This is a genomic window from Guptibacillus hwajinpoensis (assembly GCF_001039475.1).
GTDB lineage: Bacteria > Bacillota > Bacilli > Bacillales > Guptibacillaceae > Guptibacillus > Guptibacillus hwajinpoensis.
The window spans coordinates 1,967,196-1,993,079 of sequence record NZ_LELK01000001.1 but is presented as its reverse complement, the minus strand read 5'-3'; the positions used below and the strand labels follow the sequence as shown (position 1 = coordinate 1,993,079).

27 protein-coding genes are annotated in these 25,884 nt (G+C 39.2%); 21 read left to right on the top strand and 6 right to left on the bottom strand.

The features are described 5' to 3' along the window. The first annotated feature begins 50 nt into the window (after window positions 1-50). From AB986_RS09940 to AB986_RS09880, 13 genes are all read left to right on the top strand, one after another. Complete coding sequence (locus AB986_RS09940; protein WP_048310663.1) at window positions 51-1,040, top strand: LacI family DNA-binding transcriptional regulator; 990 nt, start codon at window positions 51-53, stop codon at window positions 1,038-1,040. Beyond that, window positions 1,033-1,923, top strand: a complete 891-nt coding sequence (gene rbsK, locus AB986_RS09935; protein ID WP_048310662.1) for a ribokinase — start codon at window positions 1,033-1,035, stop codon at window positions 1,921-1,923. The genes AB986_RS09940 and rbsK overlap by 8 nt, the downstream gene beginning before the upstream one ends. Then, the gene (rbsD, locus tag AB986_RS09930) at window positions 1,920-2,312 is read left to right on the top strand and encodes a D-ribose pyranase (RefSeq protein ID WP_048310661.1); all 393 of its coding nucleotides are present in this window, start codon (window positions 1,920-1,922) and stop codon (window positions 2,310-2,312) included. The genes rbsK and rbsD overlap by 4 nt, the downstream gene beginning before the upstream one ends. Before the next feature lie 14 nt (window positions 2,313-2,326). After that, complete coding sequence (locus AB986_RS09925) at window positions 2,327-3,817, top strand: sugar ABC transporter ATP-binding protein (RefSeq protein ID WP_048310660.1); 1,491 nt, start codon at window positions 2,327-2,329, stop codon at window positions 3,815-3,817. Further along, window positions 3,810-4,760, top strand: coding sequence for a ribose ABC transporter permease RbsC (gene rbsC / locus AB986_RS09920; protein ID WP_048310659.1), 951 nt, complete (start codon window positions 3,810-3,812; stop codon window positions 4,758-4,760). The genes AB986_RS09925 and rbsC overlap by 8 nt, the downstream gene beginning before the upstream one ends. Window positions 4,761-4,770: 10 nt before the next feature. Continuing rightward, window positions 4,771-5,694 (top strand): ribose ABC transporter substrate-binding protein RbsB, encoded by a 924-nt coding sequence (gene rbsB, locus AB986_RS09915; RefSeq protein WP_048310658.1) that lies wholly within the window; start codon window positions 4,771-4,773, stop codon window positions 5,692-5,694. Between the two features lie 102 nt (window positions 5,695-5,796). Beyond that, window positions 5,797-6,810 (top strand): phosphotransferase enzyme family protein, encoded by a 1,014-nt coding sequence (locus AB986_RS09910; RefSeq protein WP_048310657.1) that lies wholly within the window; start codon window positions 5,797-5,799, stop codon window positions 6,808-6,810. Window positions 6,811-7,007: 197 nt separating this feature from the next. Further along, a complete protein-coding gene (locus AB986_RS09905) occupies window positions 7,008-7,211 on the top strand; it encodes a hypothetical protein (protein WP_048310656.1) in 204 nt (67 codons plus the stop codon). A 1-nt stretch (window position 7,212) separates the two neighbouring features. Then, window positions 7,213-7,650 carry an NUDIX hydrolase gene (locus AB986_RS09900; RefSeq protein WP_048310655.1) on the top strand — a complete coding sequence of 146 codons (438 nt, stop codon included), beginning with the start codon at window positions 7,213-7,215 and terminating at the stop codon, window positions 7,648-7,650. Between the two features lie 152 nt (window positions 7,651-7,802). After that, on the top strand, window positions 7,803-8,492 hold the full coding sequence (locus AB986_RS09895) for a Na-translocating system protein MpsC family protein (protein ID WP_048310654.1): 690 nt from the start codon (window positions 7,803-7,805) through the stop codon (window positions 8,490-8,492). Window positions 8,493-8,630: 138 nt separating this feature from the next. Continuing rightward, window positions 8,631-8,816 carry a hypothetical protein gene (locus AB986_RS09890; protein ID WP_048310653.1) on the top strand — a complete coding sequence of 62 codons (186 nt, stop codon included), beginning with the start codon at window positions 8,631-8,633 and terminating at the stop codon, window positions 8,814-8,816. A 77-nt stretch (window positions 8,817-8,893) separates the two neighbouring features. Further along, window positions 8,894-9,286, top strand: a complete 393-nt coding sequence (locus tag AB986_RS09885) for an NUDIX hydrolase (RefSeq protein ID WP_048310652.1) — start codon at window positions 8,894-8,896, stop codon at window positions 9,284-9,286. Window positions 9,287-9,520: 234 nt separating this feature from the next. Next, complete coding sequence (locus tag AB986_RS09880; protein ID WP_048310651.1) at window positions 9,521-10,315, top strand: PP2C family serine/threonine-protein phosphatase; 795 nt, start codon at window positions 9,521-9,523, stop codon at window positions 10,313-10,315. 51 nt (window positions 10,316-10,366) lie between these two features. Here the strand turns inward: AB986_RS09880 and chrA are convergent, their stop codons facing one another. Beyond that, entirely contained in the window at window positions 10,367-11,554 is a 1,188-nt protein-coding gene (chrA, locus tag AB986_RS09875) for a chromate efflux transporter (RefSeq protein ID WP_048310650.1), read from the bottom strand. A gap of 12 nt (window positions 11,555-11,566) precedes the next feature. After that, window positions 11,567-11,875 (bottom strand): PadR family transcriptional regulator, encoded by a 309-nt coding sequence (locus AB986_RS09870; RefSeq protein WP_048310649.1) that lies wholly within the window; start codon window positions 11,873-11,875, stop codon window positions 11,567-11,569. Window positions 11,876-12,077: 202 nt separating this feature from the next. Between AB986_RS09870 and AB986_RS09865 the strand changes: the two genes are divergently transcribed. The 5 genes from AB986_RS09865 to AB986_RS09845 all read left to right on the top strand — a co-directional run bounded on the left by AB986_RS09865 (window position 12,078) and on the right by AB986_RS09845 (window position 18,308). Further along, the gene (locus AB986_RS09865) at window positions 12,078-13,565 is read left to right on the top strand and encodes an MDR family MFS transporter (protein ID WP_048310648.1); all 1,488 of its coding nucleotides are present in this window, start codon (window positions 12,078-12,080) and stop codon (window positions 13,563-13,565) included. Window positions 13,566-13,961: 396 nt separating this feature from the next. Then, window positions 13,962-15,950 carry a lipoteichoic acid synthase gene (gene ltaS, locus AB986_RS09860; protein WP_048310647.1) on the top strand — a complete coding sequence of 663 codons (1,989 nt, stop codon included), beginning with the start codon at window positions 13,962-13,964 and terminating at the stop codon, window positions 15,948-15,950. A gap of 455 nt (window positions 15,951-16,405) precedes the next feature. Further along, the gene (locus AB986_RS09855; protein WP_048310646.1) at window positions 16,406-17,230 is read left to right on the top strand and encodes an MBL fold metallo-hydrolase; all 825 of its coding nucleotides are present in this window, start codon (window positions 16,406-16,408) and stop codon (window positions 17,228-17,230) included. A 256-nt stretch (window positions 17,231-17,486) separates the two neighbouring features. Continuing rightward, window positions 17,487-17,852: a cupin domain-containing protein gene (locus tag AB986_RS09850; protein WP_048310645.1), complete on the top strand. Its 366-nt coding sequence runs from the start codon at window positions 17,487-17,489 to the stop codon at window positions 17,850-17,852. Between the two features lie 39 nt (window positions 17,853-17,891). Then, window positions 17,892-18,308, top strand: a complete 417-nt coding sequence (locus tag AB986_RS09845; protein ID WP_048310644.1) for an RDD family protein — start codon at window positions 17,892-17,894, stop codon at window positions 18,306-18,308. 54 nt (window positions 18,309-18,362) lie between these two features. Here the strand turns inward: AB986_RS09845 and AB986_RS09840 are convergent, their stop codons facing one another. Continuing rightward, on the bottom strand, window positions 18,363-18,563 hold the full coding sequence (locus tag AB986_RS09840; RefSeq protein WP_048310643.1) for a cold-shock protein: 201 nt from the start codon (window positions 18,561-18,563) through the stop codon (window positions 18,363-18,365). 371 nt (window positions 18,564-18,934) lie between these two features. Between AB986_RS09840 and AB986_RS09835 the strand changes: the two genes are divergently transcribed. Together AB986_RS09835 and AB986_RS09830 are read left to right on the top strand one after the other, a co-directional pair. After that, window positions 18,935-19,747, top strand: a complete 813-nt coding sequence (locus AB986_RS09835; protein WP_053216113.1) for an STAS domain-containing protein — start codon at window positions 18,935-18,937, stop codon at window positions 19,745-19,747. Window positions 19,748-20,146: 399 nt separating this feature from the next. Continuing rightward, window positions 20,147-20,782, top strand: a complete 636-nt coding sequence (locus AB986_RS09830; RefSeq protein ID WP_048310642.1) for a YczE/YyaS/YitT family protein — start codon at window positions 20,147-20,149, stop codon at window positions 20,780-20,782. An 82-nt stretch (window positions 20,783-20,864) separates the two neighbouring features. Here the strand turns inward: AB986_RS09830 and AB986_RS09825 are convergent, their stop codons facing one another. From AB986_RS09825 to AB986_RS09815, 3 genes are all read right to left on the bottom strand, one after another. After that, complete coding sequence (locus tag AB986_RS09825; protein WP_048310641.1) at window positions 20,865-21,965, bottom strand: M24 family metallopeptidase; 1,101 nt, start codon at window positions 21,963-21,965, stop codon at window positions 20,865-20,867. A gap of 41 nt (window positions 21,966-22,006) precedes the next feature. After that, window positions 22,007-23,401: a sodium:solute symporter family protein gene (locus AB986_RS09820; protein WP_048310640.1), complete on the bottom strand. Its 1,395-nt coding sequence runs from the start codon at window positions 23,399-23,401 to the stop codon at window positions 22,007-22,009. 393 nt (window positions 23,402-23,794) lie between these two features. Beyond that, window positions 23,795-24,274, bottom strand: a complete 480-nt coding sequence (locus AB986_RS09815) for a site-2 protease family protein (RefSeq protein WP_048310639.1) — start codon at window positions 24,272-24,274, stop codon at window positions 23,795-23,797. Between the two features lie 239 nt (window positions 24,275-24,513). Here AB986_RS09815 and AB986_RS09810 point away from each other — a divergent pair, with 239 nt between their 5' ends. Further along, window positions 24,514-25,866 carry a S8 family peptidase gene (locus AB986_RS09810; RefSeq protein WP_053216112.1) on the top strand — a complete coding sequence of 451 codons (1,353 nt, stop codon included), beginning with the start codon at window positions 24,514-24,516 and terminating at the stop codon, window positions 25,864-25,866. Window positions 25,867-25,884: the final 18 nt, after the last annotated feature.

Genomic DNA, 25,884 nt, shown 5'->3' with positions numbered 1-25,884 from the left:
TATGGTATTTTATGTGTAACCGGTTACATAAGTAGGGAGGAGTGAAGTTAGTGGCTACTATACGAGATGTTGCAAAGGAAGCTGGAGTATCAGTTGCTACTGTATCACGTGTTTTGAATGATAACGGGTACGTTGGAGTTGAAACGAGAAAACGTGTATTAGAAACAATTGAACGCTTGAATTACAGTCCAAATGAAGTAGCTCGTTCCCTCTATAAACGAAAGTCCAGGCTTATTGGATTATTGCTTCCTGATATTACAAATCCATTTTTTCCTCAGCTCGCACGTGGAGTGGAGGATGAAGTTAATCAGGCGGGTTTCCGTTTGTTGCTCGGTAATAGTGATGAAGAAGCAACCAAGGAGCTCGATTACATTCAAACATTTGAACAAAATCACGTGGTTGGTATAATCTCAGCAACAAACAATACTGATCGCGAAAACTACGAAAATATAGATTTACCTGTCGTTTTCTTAGATCGGACCTCTAAGCATCATCCTTCTGTTTTTGCAGACGGAAGAGAAGGTGGGAGGCTGGCTGCTAGGGCGCTAATAGACAGAGGCTCAACGAAAATCACGCTTATTAAAGGCCCTGCACACGTTCAGCCTGCTCAGGACCGTTTTCAAGGAGCGCTTGCAGAGCTAAGCAAAGCAGCTGTTGATTTCTCAGTACTCGGAACGACTTCTTATGCATTTGAAGAGGCGAAAACATGGGCAGAGGAGCTTTTCACTAAACATCCCGAAACAGATGGAGTCATTGCCAGTAATGATATCGTTGGTATTGCTATTCTACATGAAGCACTTCGACTCGGTAAAAGTATTCCAGACGAGCTTCAGATTATAGGTTTCGATGATATTCCACTTAGTAGTCTTTCTTATCCTTCGTTATCGACAATCAGGCAGCCTGCTTATGAGATGGGGAAAGAAGCCGCGAAGCTTCTTATCCGAATGATTAAGAAAGAACAAGAAATTGATCAAATGATTCAACTTCCTGTTTCATTAATTGAACGAAATACGACAAGAAAGGTTGATAAAGATGAGTAAAGCAAAAGTAGCAGTTATCGGTAGTTCATCAATGGATCTTGTGGTCACTTCCAAGGAACGTCCTAATGCAGGTGAGACTGTACTTGGTGAATCATTTAAAACCGTTCCAGGAGGCAAAGGAGCAAATCAAGCTGTTGCAGCAGCACGTCTCGGAGCGGACGTTTATATGATTGGTTGTGTAGGTGATGATGATTACGGGAGAGCGATCTTGGAGAATTTTGCAGACAATGCAGTAAATACAGAATATGTGGAACCGGTTACAGGTGTGGCGAGCGGTACGGCTCACATCATTCTTGCAGAAGGTGACAACAGTATTGTAGTTGTCAAAGGAGCAAATGATCACATAACGCCTGCTTATATTGATAAAGCGATGAAACGAATAAAAGAGTGTGACCTTGTGATGATTCAACAGGAAATTCCAGAAGAAACGGTGGAGTATGTTGCAGAGCTTTGCAAGAAGGTACATGTACCACTTTTACTAAACCCTGCACCAGCTCGTGAGATTTCAAGAAAGCTTATTGAGAATGCAACGTACATTACACCAAATGAGCATGAAGCAACTGTCCTTTTTCATGATCAACCGATCAAAGATGCATTAATGGCATTCCCTGAGAAAGTCATGATTACAGAAGGAGCGGCAGGAGTGCGTTATTTTGATGGTGTGAAAGAAGTGCTTGTTCCTTCTTTTAAAGTAGAAGCTGTTGATACAACAGGAGCTGGAGATACGTTTAATGCAGCGTTTGGTACCGCCATTGCAGAAGGAAAAGGAATTGTGGAAAGCATAACATTTGGAAATCGTGCGGCTTCCCTTTCTGTAACCGGTTTTGGGGCACAAGGTGGTATGCCAACGCGTGAAGAGGTAGAAAGGGTGCTATCGGAATGAAAAGAAGAGGTATGCTCAATAGTCATATAGCAAAAGTCCTTGCAGATCTCGGTCATACGGATCAAATTGTGATAGCGGATGCAGGGCTTCCAGTACCAAATGGTGTAACCAAAATTGATCTTGCGCTTAGGCCGGGCACGCCATCTTTCATTGAAGTGGTAACTGAACTTCTTAACGAAATGGTCGTTGAACAAGTCACGCTTGCTGAAGAGGTGGAAACAAATGTAGAGGTAGATCAAGAACTTAAGCATCGTCTTGATAAGATTCCAACAAAGTATCTTACTCATGAACTGTTTAAGGAACGTACAAAAGAAGCGAAGGTTGTCATTCGAACAGGAGAGACAACCCCATTTGCCAACTGCATTCTTCACGCAGGTGTAAACTTTTAAAAGAGGTGAACGATTTGCAAATTAGCATGCACGATATTCATAAAGCGTTTGGTAGTAATAAAGTGCTTGAAGGGGTCAACATTGAAATTAAAGATGGAGAGGTTCACGCTCTTATGGGTGAGAATGGAGCTGGCAAATCCACTTTGATGAATATTCTTACTGGTCTACACAAAAAAGACAGTGGAACAATTTTGTCAGATGGGAAGGAAACGTTTTTTGATAATCCGAAGCAGGCAGAGGAAAATGGTGTAGCATTTATTCATCAGGAACTGAATATCTGGCCTGATTTAACCGTTCTTGAGAACTTATTCATCAATAAGGAACCGGTTACACATTTCGGATTACTAAATACGAGAAAAATGAAAGCGGTTGCGAATGAACAGTTTAAAAAGCTTGCTATATCCATCCCTCTTCACCAGGAAGCAGGTAAATGCTCGGTTGGACAGCAACAAATGATTGAAATTGCCAAAGCATTAATGACAGATGCCAAAGTGATTATAATGGATGAGCCGACTGCCGCGTTAACTGAGCGAGAAATTCAAACGCTTTTTCAAGTGATTCAATCACTGAAAGTTCAAGGTGTTTCAATTGTATATATTTCACACAGAATGGAAGAGATTTTCACAATTTGTGACAGCATTACGGTTATGCGAGATGGTAAAACCGTTGATACAAAACCAATACCAGATACGAGCTTTGATGAAGTCGTACGGAAAATGGTGGGACGTGAATTAACAGACCGCTTTCCAGAACGATCCCCAAACCCTGGTGATACGATGCTTGAAGTTAAGGGACTTTCACGTAAAGGTGCCTTCGAAGATGTCAGCTTTTCGGTGCGATCAGGAGAAATCGTTGGTGTGTCAGGTTTAATGGGAGCTGGACGTACGGAAATTATGCGTACCATTTTTGGGCTAGATGGAAGATACGGTGGGGAAATTCACCTTAATGGAAAGCAAGTGACAATTAAAAGTCCACATCAAGCTGTATCACTGGGGCTAGGTTTTATTACGGAAGACCGTAAAGAAGAAGGGCTCGTCCTAGATTTCTCATTAAAAGACAACATTGCACTTCCGAGTTTATATAGTTTTGCCCCTAAAGGTCTCATTAATGAGAAAAGCGAGCAGGATTTTGTAGAACTGCTCATTAAAAGACTGACAATTAAAACAGAGTCTGCTAGTACAAGTGCCAAAAATCTATCAGGAGGCAATCAGCAAAAGGTTGTCATTGCGAAATGGATTGGTATTGGTCCTAAAGTCTTGATTCTGGATGAACCAACGCGCGGAGTTGATGTAGGCGCGAAGCGTGAGATCTATCAGCTTATGAATGAGCTAACAGATCGTGGTGTCGCGATCATAATGGTGTCATCAGAGCTTCCAGAAGTTCTTGGAATGAGCGATCGTATTCTCGTTTTTCGAGAAGGGGAGTTGACTGGAGAAGTATCTAAAGAAGAAGCAACGCAAGAGAAAATAATGACACTGGCAACAGGAGGTCAGGAAGATGAATAAAATGAAAACGAATCACGTTGGGGATGTTATGCAAAAGCTTGGACCACTTCTAGGATTAATGGTTCTCGTTATCACCGTTTCAATTTTAAATCCTAGTTTCCTAGAGCCATTAAATCTACTCAACTTGCTTAGACAGGTTGCCATTAATGCCCTTATTGCATATGGTATGACCTTTGTTATTCTAACTGGCGGAATTGATTTATCAGTTGGGTCAATTCTTGCCCTATCCAGTGCGCTAATGGCTGGCATGATGGTATCTGGTATTGATCCGATATTAGCTATACTAATTGGGTCACTCCTTGGTGCATTAATGGGAATGGTAAACGGATTATTGATTACAAAAGGTAAAATGGCGCCGTTCATTGCAACGCTCGCTACAATGACAATGTTTCGTGGACTAACTCTCGTATACACAGATGGTAATCCAATAACAGGTCTTGGTGATAGCTATGCCTTTCAACTGTTCGGTCGTGGTTATTTCCTTGGCATTCCAGTTCCTGCCATTACAATGCTTCTATCGTTCGGTGTTCTATGGGTTATTTTACACAAAACTCCATTCGGTAGAAAAACATACGCAATCGGTGGAAATGAGAAAGCAGCACTTATCTCAGGTATTAAAGTCTCGCGTATAAAAGTAATGATTTATTCATTAGCAGGGTTGTTATCAGCACTTGCAGGGGCAATCCTTACGTCACGCTTAAATTCAGCACAACCAACAGCGGGTACATCTTATGAGCTTGATGCGATCGCCGCAGTTGTACTAGGTGGAACGAGTCTTTCAGGTGGACGTGGGTTAATTATTGGTACGTTAATTGGTGCACTCATTATTGGTACATTAAACAACGGACTTAATTTACTCGGCGTATCTTCTTTCTTCCAGATGGTTGTGAAAGGTGTCGTTATTATCATTGCCGTACTAATTGATCGTAAAAAAGCAGCTTAGGAGGATTACAATGAAAAAAATATTGCCATTACTGCTTGGGGTGTCACTTCTTATGCTAGGGGCTTGTTCGTTGCAGCCTCCTGAGTGGGCGAAGCCGAGTCAAGATACAGACCTAGAAGATATTAAAATTGGCTTATCTGTTTCTACATTAAATAATCCATTCTTCGTATCCATGAAGGACGGGGTAGAAGCAGAAGCGAAAGCAAACGGAATGGATGTCGTTGTAGTAGATGCACAGAATGATGCCGCTAAGCAAATTAACGATGTGGAAGATCTAATTCAGCAAGGTGTCGATGTATTATTGATTAATCCAACAGATTCTGCAGCGATTTCTACCGCCGTTCAATCGGCAAATAGCTTAGGTATTCCAGTTGTCACACTAGATCGTTCAGCTGAAAAAGGAGAAGTTGCAACGCTTGTCTCTTCTGATAATGAAAAAGGTGGAGAAATGGCTGCCAAGTATCTAGTTGATCAGCTTGGTGAAGGTGCAAAGATAGCAGAACTTGAAGGTGTACCGGGAGCTTCAGCTACACGCGAACGCGGTAAAGGATTTCATAACATAGCTGACGCTAAACTTGATGTTGTTGCAAAGCAAACAGCCAACTTTGACCGGACAGAAGGTTTGAATACGATGGAGAATTTACTTCAAGGAAATCCTGATATTGAAGCGGTTTTCGCTCATAATGATGAAATGGCGCTTGGAGCGATACAAGCGATACAAAGTTCAGGAAAAGATGTCCTCGTAGTAGGGTTTGACGGAAACGAAGATGCGATTAATAGCATCAATGATGGTAAGCTTTCAGCAACGGTTGCGCAGCAGCCTGAGGAAATAGGAGCACTTGCTGTGAACGCTGGTGTAGATGTTTTAAAAGGAAATGAAGTAGAAGAAACGATTCCTGTCCCACTTAAACTAGTGACGCAAGAAACAGAGTAATAAGGAGCGCCCTCAACTATTGAGGGCGTATTGTTGTTTAAAGGAAATGTCATGAGTGAAGTCGAATTTTCTAGTTATTACAACAAATAGTGAGGTGTTGAGATGGAAGCGTGGATTGAAGCCTTATTTTCTAATGCAATTGTTGAAGAAGCAATGACTTTGTTTGGTATACATGGTGAAGAGAAAAAGAAGCTCGGTGATTTTGAAAACTATGTTTATGAAGTGAAGCGGGGTGAACAACTTTGGATTTTAAGACTAACACATAGCTCGCATCGATCATTTGACGAAATTCAAGCAGAACTAGACTGGATTAATGAATTACACAGGCAGGGCGTTAACGTCTCCCGTACTGATTCAGGACATAGAGTTGAGATGATTCCGGTAGAAAAGGGATGTTTCTATGCCTGTTTATTCGATAAAGTACCAGGTTATGCAGTTAAAACCGATGACTCAGCGTTTCGTTCTGAGTTGTTCGAAGCATGGGGAAGAGAAATTGGAAAGATGCACAGAATATCAATGAATTATCAACCCGCTAACGGCAAGCGGGAGAGATGGGATCAAGGAGATTTACTGCGATTTGACCACTATCTTACACGTAGTGACGACGCGAATATTATTACAGAGGGAGAAAGACTGGTCGATGAAATTAAATCTTTTCATGAAACGGGTAAAACGTTTGGTCTTATTCACTCTGACGTTCATCATGGAAACTTCTTTTATGATGGCAACGAAATACACATCTTTGATTTTGACGATAGTATGTACCATTACTATAGTAGTGATCTCGCCATTCCGGTTTATTATGCTGTTTGGGATAAATATGGAGATGAATCACTTCAAGTAAGATCTGCTTTTGCGACAGAATTCCTTTATTCATTTTTGAAAGGATACCGCATGGAGGCAACAATCTCGAACGAATGGCTTAAAACAATACCCTGTTTTCTCAAATTAAGAGATTTTGAACTATATACGGTTTTCAATAAGAAATTTAACGTGGACCGAATGCAAGAAAAAGAGAAAAAAGCTCTGGAGAATATTCGTCACCGTTTAGTAAATAAAGAATTAATTGCCGATATTTCTTTCGACAGTGTAATGAAGAAGTTAGAAAAAGCATAGTGATGTTTTCTGACTGGTTATAAGTGGTAATACATGTTTGAAAGGCTCAACCATGATTGCCAGCATGTTTAAGTGAAGTTGGTTGAGAAACCAGGGGAGAACTCCTCTGGTTTTTAATGTTTATCCGTTTTATCCTCGAAATTTCGAATATATCCGCAAAAACCTAATTCCCGTTATGATCGAAGGGAGGTATCGAAATGAAGAAAAAGAAATACATGGTATTTACGATAAGCTTAATCTTCATCGTTAGTGCGATTCTCTTGATCTTTTTTTTAGAGGAAGATCGGTCAGCGCGTCCTGGTTTGATTATGTCTCTTGGGGCATTAATCGTCGTGATCCAGCGGGTTGCATGGTTATTTCTGAATAAAAAAGGGAAGAAAAAGAAGAAGAGGAGGAAGTAAGATGGGGATAAAGGTGAAGTCACTAGGACTACTCATAAGAGGAGATAGCATCCTCGTGGAAGCCTACCATGGTTCTCATTCGGAGGGAGATGGTGATTATTATCGACCACTAGGTGGAACGATTGAGGTCGGGGAACGATCGTATGAAACCGTTGTGAGAGAATTTAAAGAAGAACTCGGGCTTGATATTACTATTGATACATACATAACGTGTTTAGAAAATATATATACCGTTGATCATGAGCTAACTCATGAGATTGTGCAATTATATGCTGTTTCATTCAAAGATGCTTTTTCCTATAACAATGAAGAGTATCAACTCATAGAAGAAAATGAGGCAGTTGCTAGCTGGATACCGATTGAGACGGTTCTATCAGGAGCGAGAACGGTTTATCCAGAAGGAATCAGAGAAGCGTTGAGAACTTTTCTAGGGAAGTAAAGACCATTTTAAGAAATCACAAATCATTTCTTGTCATGTAATTGAAATATCTAATTCACACAATATCCTTTTAATCATAAGGAAAGACTACTATAATGACTAATGGATGGGGAACAAAAAAGTTCCTGTCTTAAGATAAAGGGTGAACAGTATTGGAGCCTAAATCAACTGAAGCAGAAATTGCAAGTTATGTTGGTAAACTGTTAAGAGATAATTTTGGAAAAGGGCCTTCATCGGTTTATGTGTCGATTATGGAGCCTTATATTACGATATATTTCCGCGATTTTCTAGCGCCAATGGAGCGAGTACTCGTGGATCAAAAAGAAGACATGAGGGTAGAAGAAACAAGAGATCTTCTTATGCAAGGATTGTTGCCAGAAATCAAAGCATCACTTCGTGTTATGGGAAATCTTGAAATAGAGTCTTTCTATCATGATTGGTCTCTACAAAATCGTACAGGGATGATCCTTGGTGTGATGAAAAATGTGGAGAATGCAGAAGAGAATGGCCTTAGTGAGTACCATGGTAAAGAAAGAGTTCATGAAGAAATCGTGCGGGTCAGTAAGCTAGCGGAAAAAGCACCTGAAGGCGTGGATTCATGTATGCTTAATGAACGAACGCTCGTTGTACTTCGTGATGGTATTCTCGTCAGGATTGAAAAAGAACTTATCCGTAGTGGCTTTGAAGAAGAGCTTAAATTAACGAAAAGACGCTTGGAAAAAGGGTTGCTTCACGATAATCAATTTGAATCAATTCTATCTACCAAAGTGCAAGACATTTTCGTGGATTGGGATTTCAATCTGGATAAAAGCTATATTACGATTATCATTAAACCGAATTAACGCAAGGTGGAAATACACTGGGCAATAGAACCAGTTATAAGCCGAAAAAAGACCTATAGAGGTCTTTTTTCGGCTTTTTTTTATTTCCATTACTTCTTGCTTAAGGAGGAAGATAAATACATGATAAGGAGGAAGATCATGAAATATTTAATTGATCATACAAAACGCGTGATTCATCGCACAACATTTGCGGGCGATCAATGCGAATTTCATACAACACCAATTGATAAAAGGGAAGGCACTTATGATAATCTTTATTTAGAAAAGTTAGTAGATAAGGAAAGTTATCAGGTGTGTATCCATTGCAAAGGTAGCATAAAGTAATTTTACGTTTCACAAAGGAAAAGAACGATACGATTTAGAATCTAAGAAAAGGAGTTTGCGAGGAAGGGGTAAGGTTAGTGGCTAGAAACCGAGCAGGTGTAGTAATAGTAAGAAATAGAGATGTGGCGTTAATTAAACGAGTGAAGAACGGTGAAACGTATTATGTTCTACCTGGAGGCGGAGTTGAGTATGGAGAATCATATGAACAAGCAGCCAAAAGGGAAGCTTATGAAGAGTTAGGCGTAACTGTGCAAGTAGGTACTCTTTTTGCTGCAATCGAAGATAATGGTGAGCAGTATTATGTCGCAACTATATTATCTGGCGAGTTTGGTAGCGGAAATGGGAGCGAATTTGCAAACCGTAACTCTGGAACATATCAAGCCGTCTGGGTTCCACTTTCTAGTATAGATCTACTAACCGTTTATCCTAATTCAATTGCTTCCCTTCTTATTAAAAGGCTCTTTTCGTAGACATTGTTGTTATAGCTGGTCAATTTCCGCTCCTACCCGCTTTCCGCGGGGCGGGACGCTTGAGCCTCCTCGTCGCTAACGCTCCTGCGGGGTCTCACCTGTCCCGCTAGTCCCGCAGGAGTCGAGCATTCTTCCGCTCCAGTTAGCGAAGTCAGGTTTTTTTTAGAAAATCCTTTCAAAACAACAATCTTTCAGAAAAGAGCCTATTAAAATGGAAAGCTCGGAGTGAGAAATATGAACAGTGAAATGAGCTGGGTTGGCAATGAACGAACGTATGTTGATGAATTGAACGTTTGTCAGGTTGGAAGAGTTAGTATTGGGAGGTTTGGTGGAAACTCATCAAGCGGTCAATATAAGAATGAAGATGGCTGTTTAGTGTGGACTGGATCTGACTGGGAACTTAGTATAGTGCTCGACGCTCACAAAACAGCAGACAGTGCTAATCTTATTGTAAAGGAATTCAAACATCACCGGTTTATTCTTGAACGCATTCTTGAGAAACCGGTTGGTGTTGCAATTGGAGCATTGCCAGAAACCATTTTAACCATCTTCCAACATGACGATTTTAGAAGAAGGTGTCAAGAAGTATCAGGAGAGACAGCGTGTTTAATCGTCGTACGTAAAGCGAAATATGTTTGGTGGTTCTCTGTAGGTGATTGTGTTCTTTATTTGTTTCATTCAGAGCTAGAAGCATTGGGTGAATACAAACAAAATCATCGGAGTTTCTATGAGTGGATAGGCGAAGTGAACACGTTTGATACCGCTGTTCCATGCTTTAGCACAGGAACGAAAGAACTTCGAAAAGGGAAGACGATACTGTTGCTTACGACAGATGGCCTTATTGAATGTCCTAATACTAACTTCTTCTCATCAGGTGAAGTTGCTAAGCGTATGAAGGGGTGTTCTATACCTGAAGGTGTTCGGCAATTGCTAAGTGAAGTGAAAGAAAATGGGGTAAGAGACAATACAACGATACTGTCCTGGGAAATCGATCGTTCAGAATATGCAACGATGCCAAGTAATAGTTAACTTCTAGCATACAATAATAAAATCGAAGGCACCAAGTGCCTTCGATTTTATTTAACTAATCCACTGGAGTAGATATCCACCTATTACACCAACTATAACGATCATCCATGCAGGTAACTTCCATATCGAGAGCAGTGCGAAAAGAATAGCGGCTAAAGCGAAATCTTCTGGAGCAAGAATGGAGCTTTTTATAACAGGATCATAGAAAGCAGCTAACAAGATTCCAACAACACTAGCGTTCACACCGATAAGAATTTTTTGAAAAGATGCTCGTTCTCTTAGCTCGTTTAGAAAAGGAAGAGCTGCAGTTATTAATAAGAAAGAAGGTAGGAAAATAGCGATTGTAACAACAACAGCCCCCATTATACCTTCTAACATCGTACCGAGGTAGCTAGCAAACGTAAACAGTGGACCTGGAACTGCTTGAGCCATACCATATCCTGCAAGAAATTGATCCGCTGTTAGCATTCCTTGAGGAACAATTTCACGTTCAATCATAGGGAGAACAACATGACCGCCACCGAATACGAGTGCACCAACTCGAAAGAACGTATCGAACAGGTTAATCAGAGAATGATCCGTAAACCGATTAATAACTGGTAAGATAATGAGAAGCGATCCTAAAGTAAGGAGCGAAAAAACGCCCGTCTTTTTAGAAATCGATACGGGAAATGGTTTAACATTTGTTTCCGTTTTATTGCTAAATAATTTTAATCCTAATAGGCCAGCTCCAGCGATTATGAGCAGCTGCATCCATGCAGAAGGATAAAGTAACATAATAAGTGTAGCTGATAGGGCAATGGCTATTCTCGTTCTGTCTGGCGTTAGTTTTTTCCCAAGTCCAATAATGGCATGAAGGACAACGGCTGCCGCCACGATTTTTAAACTATGAATAAACGTCCCGTCTCCGAAAGAGAACGTTTGATACAGCATTGCAAAGATTACAAGAATTAGAATAGAAGGCATTGTAAATCCAAACCAGGAAATCACTCCGCCAAGCATACCTCCCCGCAACATTCCAATTGCGATACCAACCTGACTACTTGCTGGGCCAGGTAAGAACTGGCACAAAGCAATAATATCTGCGTACATTTTCTCATCAAGCCATTTTCTTCTATCGATATATTCCTCTTTAAAGTAAGCTAAGTGTGCAACAGGTCCACCAAAGGATGTCAAACCTAGTCTCGAGGATACTAGAAAAATTTCTATTAAGGTTTTTAAAAAGTATTTACTAGACATTGATATCCCCCATTAACTTTTAATTTCCTTAAAAAGTTCATAAGCTTTTGCTCTCGCTTCATGTAATACATGATTTCCTTTATCTGTCGTACGGTAATACTTTCGAATTTTGCCGTTCACATTTGTTTCTTCTTTCGTAAGCAATCCATCCTTTTCCATCGTGTGTAGAATTGGGTAAAGGGTGCCGGCACTAATTTCATATCCATGCTCCATTAGTTCGTCAAGCATCCATGACCCGTAGATGGCTTCTTCCTTCGCATGATGAAGAATATGGATTTGAATAAAACCTAGAAAAAGCTTACGAAGCACTTTGTTATCCAGAAAACCAACCTCCTATAATCGCATATCGATATCGAAATTCGATATTATTGTAATTTGTTTTCAAATACCGGTCAAGTAATCGGGGGAGAGTTAATAAATCATTTACAATAACTATTGGAGAAAAGCAAATGCTTTTAATAGGACATGATATATAGTAAGATGTTTTTTTATTGATTTGCGCGTAAAAAGGGGTTACTTAAAGATGGAAAATAACAAGACATTCGAATTTCTGGCTGAGGATCCAGATTTTAATGTAAAGCCAGTGATGATATCTCTAATTATAGGAGCATTCTTTGCGATTCTTAATGAGACGCTCTTGAATATAGCTTTAACAACTTTAATGGAACGATTCAGTGTGACACCTGCCACGGTTCAGTGGATGGCGACTGGATTTATGTTAGTAATGGGGATATTAACACCGATTTCGGCACTACTACTTCAATCGTATACGACTCGTCAAATGTTTCTTGGCACGATGACAATCTTCACGATTGGAACGGTTATTTGTGCGATTGCCCCAACCTTCACCATTCTATTAGGTGGCAGACTGCTTCAAGCGGTTGGAACGGGCTTACTAATTCCGATTATATTTAATACATTTCTACTTGTGTTCCCACCTGAACGACGTGGGTCAGTTATGGGAATGATAGGACTTGTCATTATGTTTGCTCCTGCTATTGGTCCAACCCTTTCTGGCCTCATTGTTGAGCACCTTGGATGGAGATACCTTTTTATTACGGTAATTCCATTTGCACTATTCTCAATTGGATTCGGCTACAAGTTTCTTAAAAATGTTGGAGAGGTTACGAAGCCGAAAGTTGATATTCCTTCAATCATACTTTCGACACTTGGTTTTGGCGGTATTGTACTCGGATTTAGTTTTGCGGGAGAAGGCGATATGGGTTACCTTAACCCAAACGTTTTCTTACCACTCATTATTGGAGTTATTTCACTTATCTATTTTGTGTTCAGACAATTGAAATTAGAAGAACCGTTACTTGATGTACGGGTTCTCCAATACCCGATGTTCACGATAGCTGTCGTCTTATTTATTATTATCATCATGGCAATGTTTTCATCTGAGATTATTTTGCCAATGTATATGCAGGGTCCACTCGGTTTATCGGCTGCAACAGCTGGGTTAATTCTATTGCCCGGAAGTCTATTGAACGGAATCATGTCACCGGTGATGGGAAAGTTGTTCGATAAATTTGGTCCTCGTAAGTTAATTATTCCTGCATCATTTGTACTTACAGGTGTTATGTTCACGTTTAGTACAATTGGATTAACTACTCCGATATGGATTATCATAGGCAGCTACGTTCTATTAATGCTGTCGATCTCAGCAATCATGATGCCTGCCCAGACGAATGGATTAAATGGTCTGCCGAAACATTTGTATCCGCATGGAACGGCAATCATGAACACGCTGCAGCCAGTTTCAGGTGCGATAGGTGTCTCTGTTTTTATCAGCATTATGACAAATCGTCAACAAACCTATTTAGATGAAGCAAGTAATCCAACAAATGCTGAAACAATCAGTCAGTCTCTCGTTTCAGGTGTAGGCCTTGTCTACCTTGTTGCATTTGGGTTAACGATAGTTGGCTTAATAGTCGCACTGTTTATTCGTAAAGCTGTTCCAGAGGAAAGAAGGGATCAGAGCGAACAACCTGCGGTCAATGAATCATGAGAAAAGCGCCTCTAAATGAGGCGCTTTTTTTCATTAATATTGAAACGAATATTGTATTGGAACGTAAACGTAATATGCTTGTTAAATGAATGGATAACATTAACAACTTTCTTCAGTACCCTTTTGTTTTCATCCTAATTCTTCATAATAATGGCATCGTTTTTGAAGGTTCTACCTTCTTTCTTTTACTGTAGCGTTACATTCATTGAAATTAACGTAATTGACGTTAAAATAACGTTTCCAACTTAACTTATCATCAATTACATACCTCGAGCGAAATTTGACATTAAACTAGATTGGGCGTATTATACTCGAGTATTAGCGTGTAAAAAAACAATAAATTTACATTTAATTAATAGATCTTATATAAAACGGGAATTTCCCGTAAGGAGGGTAATGACAGTCATGCGTGAACAATTTAAAGCTCAAATGAATAAGCCGTGGACATTGTTCTTTGGCGTCATTCTATTATTCTGGTTAAAAACCTACGCAGTCTATCAAACTGAATTTGAATTAGGTATTAAGAATGGCCTTCAGTCATTTCTACTGATTCTAAATCCGATTAGTTCATTATTATTTTTCTTTGGTTTTGCTTTATTCTTTAAAGGACGTAAACGAGCATGGGCGATTCTGATTATTGATTTCTTGCTATCATTCGTTCTATATGCAAATGTCGTTTACTACCGCTTCTTTAATGATTTTATTACGTTGCCAACAGTTATGCACACAAATGATGCTGGAGAATTGAAAGACAGTGCATTTGCGCTAATGAACTTTACAGATGTTTTCTACTTTGTTGATACACTGCTCATCCTTGGATTGATTCTATTTAAGGTTGTTAAACCGCAGGCACCAATTAAAAGAAAGAAAATCTCGTTACTATTTGCTTCAGCCGCTGTCTTTTTTATCGTGAACCTTGGCCTTGCTGAAACAGATCGTCCGGAACTTCTTACACGTTCATTTGATCGTACGTACCTTGTTAAGTATCTTGGACAATTTAACTATCAAATTTTCGATGCTATAACGACTATTAAATCGAATTCACAGAGTGCATTTGCCAGCAGCGATGATCTTACAGACGTAAGGAACTTCGTTGAGGCCAACCGTACTGAACCAAACCCGGAGTACTTCGGTAAAGCGGAAGGAAAAAATGTGATTTATATTTCACTTGAATCATTCCAAACTTTCGTTATTGGTAAAGAAGTAAATGGTCAAGAAGTAACGCCATTCTTAAACAGTCTGGTAGAAGATCAGAATACGTTCTACTTTGACAACATTTTCGGTCAAGTTGGACAAGGAAAAACATCTGATGCCGAATTTATGATGGCAAACTCTCTTTATTCGCTACCAAGTGGCTCAGTTGCAATGGAAAAAGCACGTAATACGTATCATGCTCAACCAGCGATCCTTGAACAAAGAGGATACACTACGTCATCTTTCCACGGTAATGGTAAAACATTCTGGAATCGTGATGAAATGTATAAATCGTTTGGTATTCAGAAATTCTTTGATTCAAGCTACTATGATATGAGCGAGGAAAACGTTCATAACTATGGTCTAAAAGATAAACCATTCTTCGAAGAATCCATGCCATATCTTGAAAATCTTGAAGAACCGTTTCATGCGAAGATGCTAACGTTGTCGAACCACTTCCCGTTCACGATGGATGAAGGAGATGTCGATTTCCCTACACCTGAAACAGAAGATTCAGTTGTAAATGGCTACTTCCAAACTGCGAAGTACATGGATGAATCGATTGAACAATTCTTTAATGATCTTAAGGAATCTGGTTTATACGAAGATACAGTAATCGTTATGTATGGTGATCATTATGGTATCTCAAACAATCACAACAAAGCAATGGAAAAAGTAATGGGTAAAGAAATGAATCCTTACGAAAATGCACAAATGCAGCGAGTACCGGTATTCATTACTGCGCCTGGTGTTGAAGGAAAGCAAGTCCACAAATATGGTGGACAGATCGATATTAGAGATACAGTCCTTCATCTACTAGGTGTTGAAACGGATGAGTTCATCTCATTTGGTTCAGATCTTCTTTCTGAAGATCATCGTGAGATTGTTCCATTCCGTAATGGAGATTTCGTAACACCTGAAGTAACATCAGTTAACGAAAAGTGTTATGCAAATCCGACTGGTGAAAAAGTTGATTCAGAAGCATGTGAAAATGCTGGTAAATACGTTAAGGAAACATTAGATCTTTCTGATAAGGTTGTATATGGTGATCTGCTTCGCTTCTACGATCCAGAAGGTTTTACACCTGTTGATCGAAATGATTACAACTACAATGTTAATCAAATTGATCCTGAGCAAGAAGCACCTGAGCAACCAAAAGAACAATCCAATGAACATTCAAAAGAACATTAGTCATCAAAAGCACTCTGCCAACTTGGTAGGGTGCTTTTTTTTTTACTTGGTCTTTTTGTAGACATTGTTGCTGAAAGAGTAGGTCAATTTCCGCTCCAATTAGCGAAGTCAGGTTCTTTTAAGAAGGCTCTTTTCTAAAAGATTGTTGCTTTTGATACAAATATTGAAAAAAAACCACAATTAGTGATTGGAGCGGAAGGAGGCTCACCGCCCGCCCCGCGGAAAGCGAGCATCCTGGAGCGGAAATTACCCTACTCCTATAGCAACAATGTTTACGAAAAGAGCCTTTGAGAAAAATCCTTCAAAAAGCAACAATCTTTTAGAAAAGAGCCTTACAAATAGACATCGTACAAAAGTTGTAGACCCAAATAAGACATTTGCTTGAGTCACTCTGAAACAAGTTAGGTTATAATTCCCATAAGGATTAAGGAGTAAATGAAAGGGAGAAGATACCCATGAACCGATCCATTTGTATTACCTGTGGTACGCAATATGCATTAATGGAGAACGATCCAGAGGGTTGTACTATTTGTAGGGAAGAGCGGCAATATGTGAATCCTGAGGGACAGGAGTGGACAACGCTTGAAAAGATGCAGGAAGGGAAACAGTTTCAAAATCAAGTGATTGAAGAAGAAAGAGGACTTTATAGTATTACAACTGCGCCATCTTTTGGAATTGGTCAGACAGCATATATTGTTCAACAAGGTGGCTTTAATCTAATGTGGGATTGCATATCCTATCTTGATTCACAAACAATCAACCGTATAATGGACCTGGGTGGACTCGATGCAATTGCTCTTTCCCATCCACATTATTATTCAACTCAGGTAGAATGGGCAGAGGCTTTCAATGTACCGATTTATATTCATGAAGACGATCAACAGTGGGTGATGAGAGATAGTGAGCTTATTCATTTTTGGAGCGGTGAGGCGCTAGAACTTGCATCTGGGTTAACGATCTATCGTCTTGGAGGTCATTTCAAAGGTGGAGCAGTACTTCATTCAGAAAGTGGAAATGATGGAAGGGGCTTATTGCTAACTGGAGATATTATTCAAGTTGTAGCAGATCAAGAGTGGGTAAGCTTTATGTACAGCTATCCGAATTTAATCCCCCTACCTGCAAATAAAGTGAAAGAGATGGCAGACAAAGTAAACCCACTCAAGTTTAATCGAATTTATAATGCATTTCATAAGATAGTAGTAACTGAAGCAGATCGTGCTGTACAAAAATCAGCTGAACGTTACATCAAAGCACTAGAAGGTCAGTTGTTTCATACATAGACAAAAGCAATCTCCTTGGAGGTTGCTTTTGTCTATGCTTGAAAATAATCAAATCCATTATTTTCAAGCGGGAGGGAATAGTCACAAGGAATGAGAATAAAGTATCTAGGGAGAATTTTATGAAGAGAGTAACCAAGAATGGTAGGTTTTGAGTACTTTGAGAAGAGGTACCATATAAGGAAGTAACTAGATATAATCTTTAGCTGCCAATATAAGTACTATAAACAGATTTTAGCGAATGTAGGAGGATATCGATATGGAAATTTACAACTTTAATCGCACATCAGGCAAAGAAATAACGAAATTTGGTTCACAATTTGTTATGTCAAGAATTACCCAGACGGATTCAAGTGTACATATCGGAGCAATGTATTTAGATAAAGAGAATATTATCGGTTACCACCAGGCTGTCACCCCTCAGCTATTCTTAATTCTGAGTGGAGAAGGGTGGGTGAGAGGAGAAGAAGATGAACTCGTTAAAGTAAAAGCGGGCGATGCAGTGTTTTGGGATAAAGATGAATGGCATGAAACGACAACTGAGGATGGCCTGACTGCAATCGCAATTGAGGGTGATTTGGATCCAGCTAAATTTATGAGTATAAAAGAGGAGGCAACTTCATAACTTTTGGTTAAAAAGGTAATTCGGGAGGGGCTTTCCAGAATGGATCCTACGGTTACAGTTGGGTTTTGGCCGCGTGTAGGTGCCTGTTTAGTCGATGCTTTTCTACTTGGTGTACCGTTATCACTTTTAACTAATTACGTTATTCAAGGGCAATCTGGAGAAGAAGTGAGTGGATTAATACAGTTTCTTTATTATTTTCTTCTGCCAATTTTCTGGTATGGCTATACGGTTGGAAAACGAGTACTCGGGATAAGGATCGTTCGAATCAATGGGGAACCGCCCGGATTTCTAACGATGGTTCTTAGAATTGTTGTAGCTTTCTTAGTGTATGTCTTAACGATGGGAATAGGGTTTCTTATTAGTATAATTATGGTTGCAACTCGTTCAGATCATCGTTCTCTTCACGACTTAATTGCAGGTACCTATGTGACAAATGTATTACCCGTAATTGAATAGAAAACAAAATAAAAGGCTTTTCCCAGAAGGGAAAAGCCTTTTAGTATATGCTATTTACGCTTTAGTTACGTTAGTAGCTTGTGGTCCGCGGTTACCTTGCTCAGTGTCAAAAGTAACTGTTTGACCTTCTTCAAGAGTTTTGAAACCTTCGCCTTGAATAGCTGAGAAATGTACGAATACGTCGTCTCCGCCTTCAACTTCGATGAAGCCAAAACCTTTTTCTGCGTTAAACCATTTTACTGTACCTTTGTTCATATGTGTATCCTCCAAGTGCGTTTTGCACAAATATTACTATTACTGCTCTACATAATCATTTGAGATGTAAGTACTTTCTGAAGTAGCCTATTCTTTAATAATCAGTACCGAACAACAATAATTAACCTTAGTATAACACGTCCTCCAAAAAAAGCAAACATCATCTGGAAAAAGGTTTTGAAAAGCGAAGGACTAAAGAGAAAGAAGTGTTGGATTTGAGCGTGTTTGTTTCTTTGAAAGGATGATTATAAGCCTCCATGATGCAAACAAAGAATATAAAACGGAGAGGGACTACGAAGTTTTTAATGTAAAATAAATTTTTTTCTTCTATAATGAAGAAGAGATTCGATATGATATCGGAGGTTAGAAGTATGTCAGTACATCCTGTCATTGAAAAAGAAGTCATCATGATTGGAGAGAAGATTCAAGAGAGAAAATACGAAATAGCAAAAAGCCTAGTTAATGACGAGTTTGAATATGAAAAGGTAACAAAGTTAAATGAGGAATTGATTCAACTTTGTGTAGATGCCATTCTAGGTGATCGTAGTAAAGCAATGGAAAGTGTCACAAGTTGGGCTCGCGATACTGGTGAATTTGCTGTTAACTATGGATCAGAGCTAGACAATTCACTTAGTAATACATCTCAATATAGACAGGCTTTATGGCAAGTGATCGAGGAAATTTCAGTTGAGTCTAATTGCTCGCTTCAAACTGTTTTTGAGATCTCACGCATTATTAACCCTTTAATTGATCAGGCTGTTTATGCTTTTAGTACAGCCTATGTAGCAGCGTATAAGAGCACCCTTAGTCATGCTCAGGAAGTGTTTCTAGAACTTTCTGTACCAGTTGTTCCCATTCTTGAAGGTGTAGCGGTTTTACCTATTATAGGAGATATCGATACTCATCGTGCAAGTTTGTTAATGGAAACGGCTTTAAGGGAATCGACTCAGAAAAGTCTAACCCATATCTTTATCGACCTTTCTGGAGTAACGATTGTAGATACAATGGTAGCGAATAATATCTTTAATATTATCTATTCTCTAGAACTTCTTGGTGTCAAAGGTATACTCTCAGGCATACGACCAGAAGTAGCCCAGACGATGGTTCATCTAGGAATTGATTTTTCTTCAATCCAAACACACAGTACACTAAAGCAGGCGCTTGCCAAACACATCTTTGATTGAGGCCAAGCTCGAAATGTTCTTTTTAAAAGATTGTGTTTTTGAACGCTTTTTGTATAAAAAACCACACTAATTGGAGCGGAAATTAACCCACTATATCAACAATGTCTACAACAAGAGCTTTGATTAAATTTTAATGTTGTCCAAATGGGCAGCATTTTTTATTGTGTAAAAATAAATCGAAATCCCTGAAAAAAATGGAATTATGTTTTTTAAGTAAAACCGATTGACGATTCGATTAATCGCTAATAAAATGAACTCGAAAAATCGTAGAAAGTATCCTCTCTTCCAATCGATGAGACAGGACCTCGGCTGACAGCAAAGCGTAACAAAAACGTCATCATAAGAGGGAGTTTCACTCTACCAGATTTTATTTATTTTATAGGAAGGGAGGAGGTCGTAATGTTTTATCGAGTTACGATTTACCTTCTAGGTATGTTTATTAACTTTTTCGGTGTAGCACTAATTATTCACGCTACACTTGGCGCAGGTTTCTGGACGTCCTTTTTTATTGGTATATCAGATTTAGTAGGTTTAACAGTAGGATTCTGGTATGGGATGTTTCAGATACTTGTTATATTCATTAACAGTAGTCTTATGAAGCAAAAGCCAGAATGGTTAGCAGCCTTACCGATTGTATTAGAAAGTTTTATTCTCGATTTCTGGCTAGAAATTGTATTTGCATCAATTAATTTATCAGCTGCGCCACTAATGGCAAAAGTCTTTATCCTTATCGCAGGTATGGTAACAATTGGGCTAGGAGTTGCAATCTATATTTTGCCACAGTTTCCAAGAGCTCCGTTCGATCAATTGTTCCTTGTTGTAAGTTCTCGATTTAATCTGAGCTTACAAATGGGACAGACAATTGTTGCTGTGATTATGGCAACACTTGCACTTCTTATAGGTGGACCAGTTGGGATAGGAACAGTTGCACTTGTCATTCTTCTAGGTCCGATTATTCAGTTTTGGTATGAAAGAGCGTATCCGATGTACTATATGCTATATCCAACACATGCACCACATGAAGAATATTTATAAGTTACCAATACACGACATTGGAACGTTAATGGTATACAAATAGAAAAGACCGACTCTTCGCAGAGTCGGTCTTTTCTTACTATTATTTAATGATTTGAAGCTCTTTAGGATATTTGGTTAGCGTTTCATATCCTGATTTTGTAACAAGTACATCATCTTCAATTCTCACTCCACCAACCTCTGGGAGATAAATACCCGGTTCGATTGTGTAGGTCATACCTTCGACTAAAAGAGAGTCGTTATTTTCACTCATTGAAGGGTATTCATGGACATCAATTCCTATTCCGTGACCGATTCGGTGTGGGAAGTAGTCACCGTAACCTGCTTTAGAAATAACTTCTCTAGCCGTTATATCTAAATCGCCTAGTCTTGTTCCAGGTTTTGATATTTCAAGCGTTTGAAGCTGAGCGTTTAAGACAATATCATAAATTTCTTTTTGCTTTTCGTTTACTTCTTGGAATGCAACAGTTCTTGTAATATCAGAGCAATATCCGTCTAATACAACACCAAGATCGAATAGAACAAGATCGCCTTTTTTAAGCTTTCGATCTCCAGGATTCCCATGTGGTTGTCCTGCTTTCTCACCAAATAGGACCATTGTTGAAAAGGACATTTCTCGAATGCCTTTTTTCTTTAGTTCGTATTCAATCGTTGCAAGAACTTCCATTTCCGTACAGCCCTCGCGAAGTGCTTTTACTCCTGTTTCAACACCAAAATCGGCTAATGCAGCGGCCTTCTTAAGAACTTCTAATTCTTTCGTGTCTTTAATTAAGCGAAGCTCATTTAGTTTATCTTCAGCGCTTGTAAATGTAACGGAAGGGTATCGTTTCATCACTTCTTCTGCACGTCCATAAGAGAGGGTTTCTTTCTCGATTGCAACTTTGGTAGCTTCCATAATCCCTCTGTTCTTCAATGCTGTGTGAATCATATCCCATGGGTTATCAGCGTCACCATGACCGATGATTTCATGTTCCCACCCTGCGTCTTTCGCTTGATCTACTTCCATTCCAGGAAGAACTAGAAACGGTTCATGCTCAGGGAAAATAAATAGACCTAATAACCGTTCATGAGGTTCGCATTCGAAGTCAGAAAGATAGAATACATTGGAAGAAGAATGAACAAATGCAAATGTTTGTTCAGTTTCCTTTAGCCAGTTAGAGAATTTTTCTAGTCGTTGATTCATATTTATTCACAACCTATTCTATAGAAAGTCTGATTAGTTTATTAGGCAGTCTTTGTTTTGTTTGATGTCGCGAGCGTTACAATAATTAGTACGATAACAGCGACAGGTACAGCAAAGAGAACACTGTTTAAGTCAAATGGTTTTGATAGTGGAATTTCCCAAACAAGAGTTGTGACAACACCAGCAATCATAGATGAAATACCACCGTAAATGTTCACGCGTTTCCAGAAGAAGACAGCTAGAACAGCTGGCGTGATTCCTGCTCCGTAAACGGTATAAGCATACATTTGAACAGAAAGAACAGTTGGGAAGAAACTAATGATAATGTAAGCAAGTACACCTAGGATAACAATGAACCACTTTGTCATAACTAACAATTGTCTATCCGTTGCATCTTTGTTGATATATTTACCAAAAATATCGTACGTTACATTAGTTGCGGCAGATAGTAGGTAGGAGTTACCCGTTGTAATAATAAATGCAGTTGCTGCTGTTAAAAGAATACCTCCTACAAACGTTGGCATAACAACTGTTGTTGCCATTAGAGCCATTCCTGGATCGATATTTGGAAAAAGTGACCGAGCTGCGAATGCAATTAAGCCAATTGTCGGTGAAATTAGAATCATGGCTACAAGCCAACCAATTTGTGCTTTCTTTGAAGACTGATCGCCACTTGAAGACGCCAATCGTTGGTACATGTTTTGGTCAGCCAACAGTAGAAATAAAGAAGGCAACAAATATCCTAGAAGTTGAATGTTTGATAATTGACCACTGAATGTTAAGTGATCGGATGGCACATTCGCAACGATGTTATCCCACCCTCCAGCAATTACAAAGATTGTTGGTAAGGTGATGGCTAATCCTAGAACCATAAGAATAGCGCTGATTGCATCAGTAGGAGCAACTGAACGCAGACCTCCAATTGTTGCAAGGAAAATAATAAGAGCTGCCCCAATGATTGTTCCTGTTTCAACTGAGATGCCGGTTGTTAGATTGAGTATGAATCCAAAACCCTTCATTTGATAAGAAACAATTCCAACATAAGCAAGAATGATGATAATACCGGCTAACATCCTCGCGAATGAACCATATTTTTCTTCTAGAATCGAAGAAACTGTATATTTACCGAAAGCTCGAATTCTAGGAGCAATAATATAAAGAACGAGAATCCCTATGATTGTCGGTATGGCCATAAGAAACGCTGGAATAATGCCGTAGCTATAAGCCATAGACGTTTCTCCACCGGAAATACTACCGCTACCAGTCCATGTAGCTAGCAGGGTTCCTGTTAGTACAAGAGCACCGAGTCCCTTACCAGCAAGAATGAAGTCCTCACTATTAGAAACCTTCTTTGAGAAATAAATGCCCAAACCTACCATTAGGATGCCATATGCAATGACAAACCATAGGAGGTTCGGATTATGTGTAATTTCCATTATGCCACTTCCTTGTCTGTGTATTTTCTAAGGTGCGCACCGATAAGTATGCTACCACATTACATTCATAAATTAAAAAAGCCCTAAATTCTACATTGGAATACTTTAGTAGTCAACCATATTATGCGCGAAGAAAATCACTACTATTATCACCTTTATTTGTATTATTTTGGTTTTTATTAAGAGGTTTTCCGACTTTTGTAGGATTATAGTACTAATTTAATATTAAATTCTCGCTATAAAAAAGCGTTATTATTTACAATTTTCTAGTAATTTAGACTCAGGATGCAAAAAGTAAGTTGTGAGCGACCAATTTTCTTTTGGTAGTTCATAAAAAAGGGTATCAGTAGCTTTCGCTCTGATACCCTTCTATTTATGAATAGGAGTCATCACTTAATCGATCGGATCTTCGGCTTTTCCATAGCGTATTACATCAAAGATTGCCATGCCATCGCTTGGCTTTCCAGCGTCGTTTCGATAAGGCATAAGGGAGAAGAAAATAAAGTAGATCGAGAAGTAAGTGAATTGATAGAAAAACAAGTCAACAGGTATTACGTCAGCATAGATTAAAGCGTTCATGATGAGAATTACAATGATATTAAATAAACTACCTGCTGCATAAATCGCCACGTGTGCCCACGTTCTGTTATAAGTTAGATCTTCGTACTGACACCATCCTTCCATAAAATACTTCTTTTTTACTTCAAGTGGACCAATATGAAAGACCGTCTTTCCTGTTCCTATACAGAATTTAATTTTACCGCCAAAAAGTCGAGCAATAAGAACGTGACCTGCTTCATGTATGAGCGTGATAATTGGTAATATCACAAAAAAGTTCACAAAGAACATTGGAATATCACTGAACGTAAACATTAGAAAACCTCCGTTATCATGTCGTATGTCTAAACACGCTTTAAGAGACGTTCCCGAATGTTGTCGTTTTATAACCACAAGTTAGACTAGAAAATTTTAGGTTATTGGGAAATGTCCTTCTCGAAAATGCTTTTAAGTTGAAATAATCAACTGTCATTTCCCAATACAAAACATTCTGAATGTTCTTTATACTAGAGGCGTGGGTACAACTTAATTACGAATAAAGACGGAGGGATTTAATGAAATTTCTAAGTAAACTATTATTGGTGGCAGTTCTAGTATTGGCTATGCTGATTCCAGGTCATGCTAAACCAACTCAGGCGAGTAACCTTGAAATTGACAGCACATTGGATAATGTTCTAAACAAAGTAACAGGGTGGACAGAGGTTGAAGCGATTCTTACATATGATGCTAAACCCACTGTCGAGGAACTAGATCTTCTGAAATCGTTAGGTTTATCACTCAAAACGTTCAGTGAATTGCCGATTGTTGGGATAACGGGAACCGCATTAGAAATCGATTCACTATTGAAAAGTAAGACAAATGCTGTATCCATTTATAAAAACAAGAAATTAGACTACTTAATGAAAGATAGCAGAACAGTAATTGGTGCAGAAAAAGTTTGGAGTGATCTTGGCTATACTGGTAAGGGAACTACTGTTGCTGTGATCGATAGTGGTATTGATGGCACACATCCAGACCTTCCATTTGGTTCTAAGGTTGTACAAAACGTCAAGATGCTGGTAGGCGGCAGCATCTTCGGTGGACAAGACGTTTATCTAGAGAATGTGCCAAACACAGATACAAGTTCAGGCCACGGGACACATGTTGCTGGGACAATTGCTGGACTTGGTGAAGCAAGCGATGGGTTATATGCAGGCGTAGCACCTGACGCTAAATTAGTTGGACTTGGTGCGGGTGAAGGTCTAAATATTCTCTGGGCTCTTGAAAGCTTTAATTATGTTATTGAGCATCAGGAAGAGTACGGTATTGATATTATTAGTAACAGCTGGGGATCAACTGGAGAATATTCTCCGAACGACCCAATTAACGTAGCAAGTAAAATCGCACATGATAATGGTATGACTGTAACATTTGCAGCCGGAAACGAAGGGCCAGAAGATAACACGTTGAATCCTTATTCTGCAGCACCTTGGGTTATCTCAGTTGCAGCTGGTACTAAGGATAAGCAGCTTGCTGACTTTTCTTCTAGGGGAGTAGCCGGTGATCCACTTCTTCACCCTGATATTACTGCTCCAGGTGTTGATATTGTCGCTACTAAATCATCTACAGGAGTTATTATTAATACGCTAGGTACAACGAAAGATGTAAATTACATTGCACCTGAGTACCTTCCATATTACACAACATCCAGTGGAACAAGCATGGCTACACCTCATATCTCGGGTGTTCTAGCTTTAATGGAAGAAGCGAATCCAGATCTCCAACCTGATGCTGCTTTAAGCGCTCTCGAGAATACGGCAGAACCAATGTCTGGTTATGCTTATCACGAGGTTGGAGCAGGTTATGTAGATGCTTATAAAGCTGTTCAAGAAGCTTTGCAAACAGCAGCTATTGCAGGACCTAAATAATAATAGTGCTTATGCCGA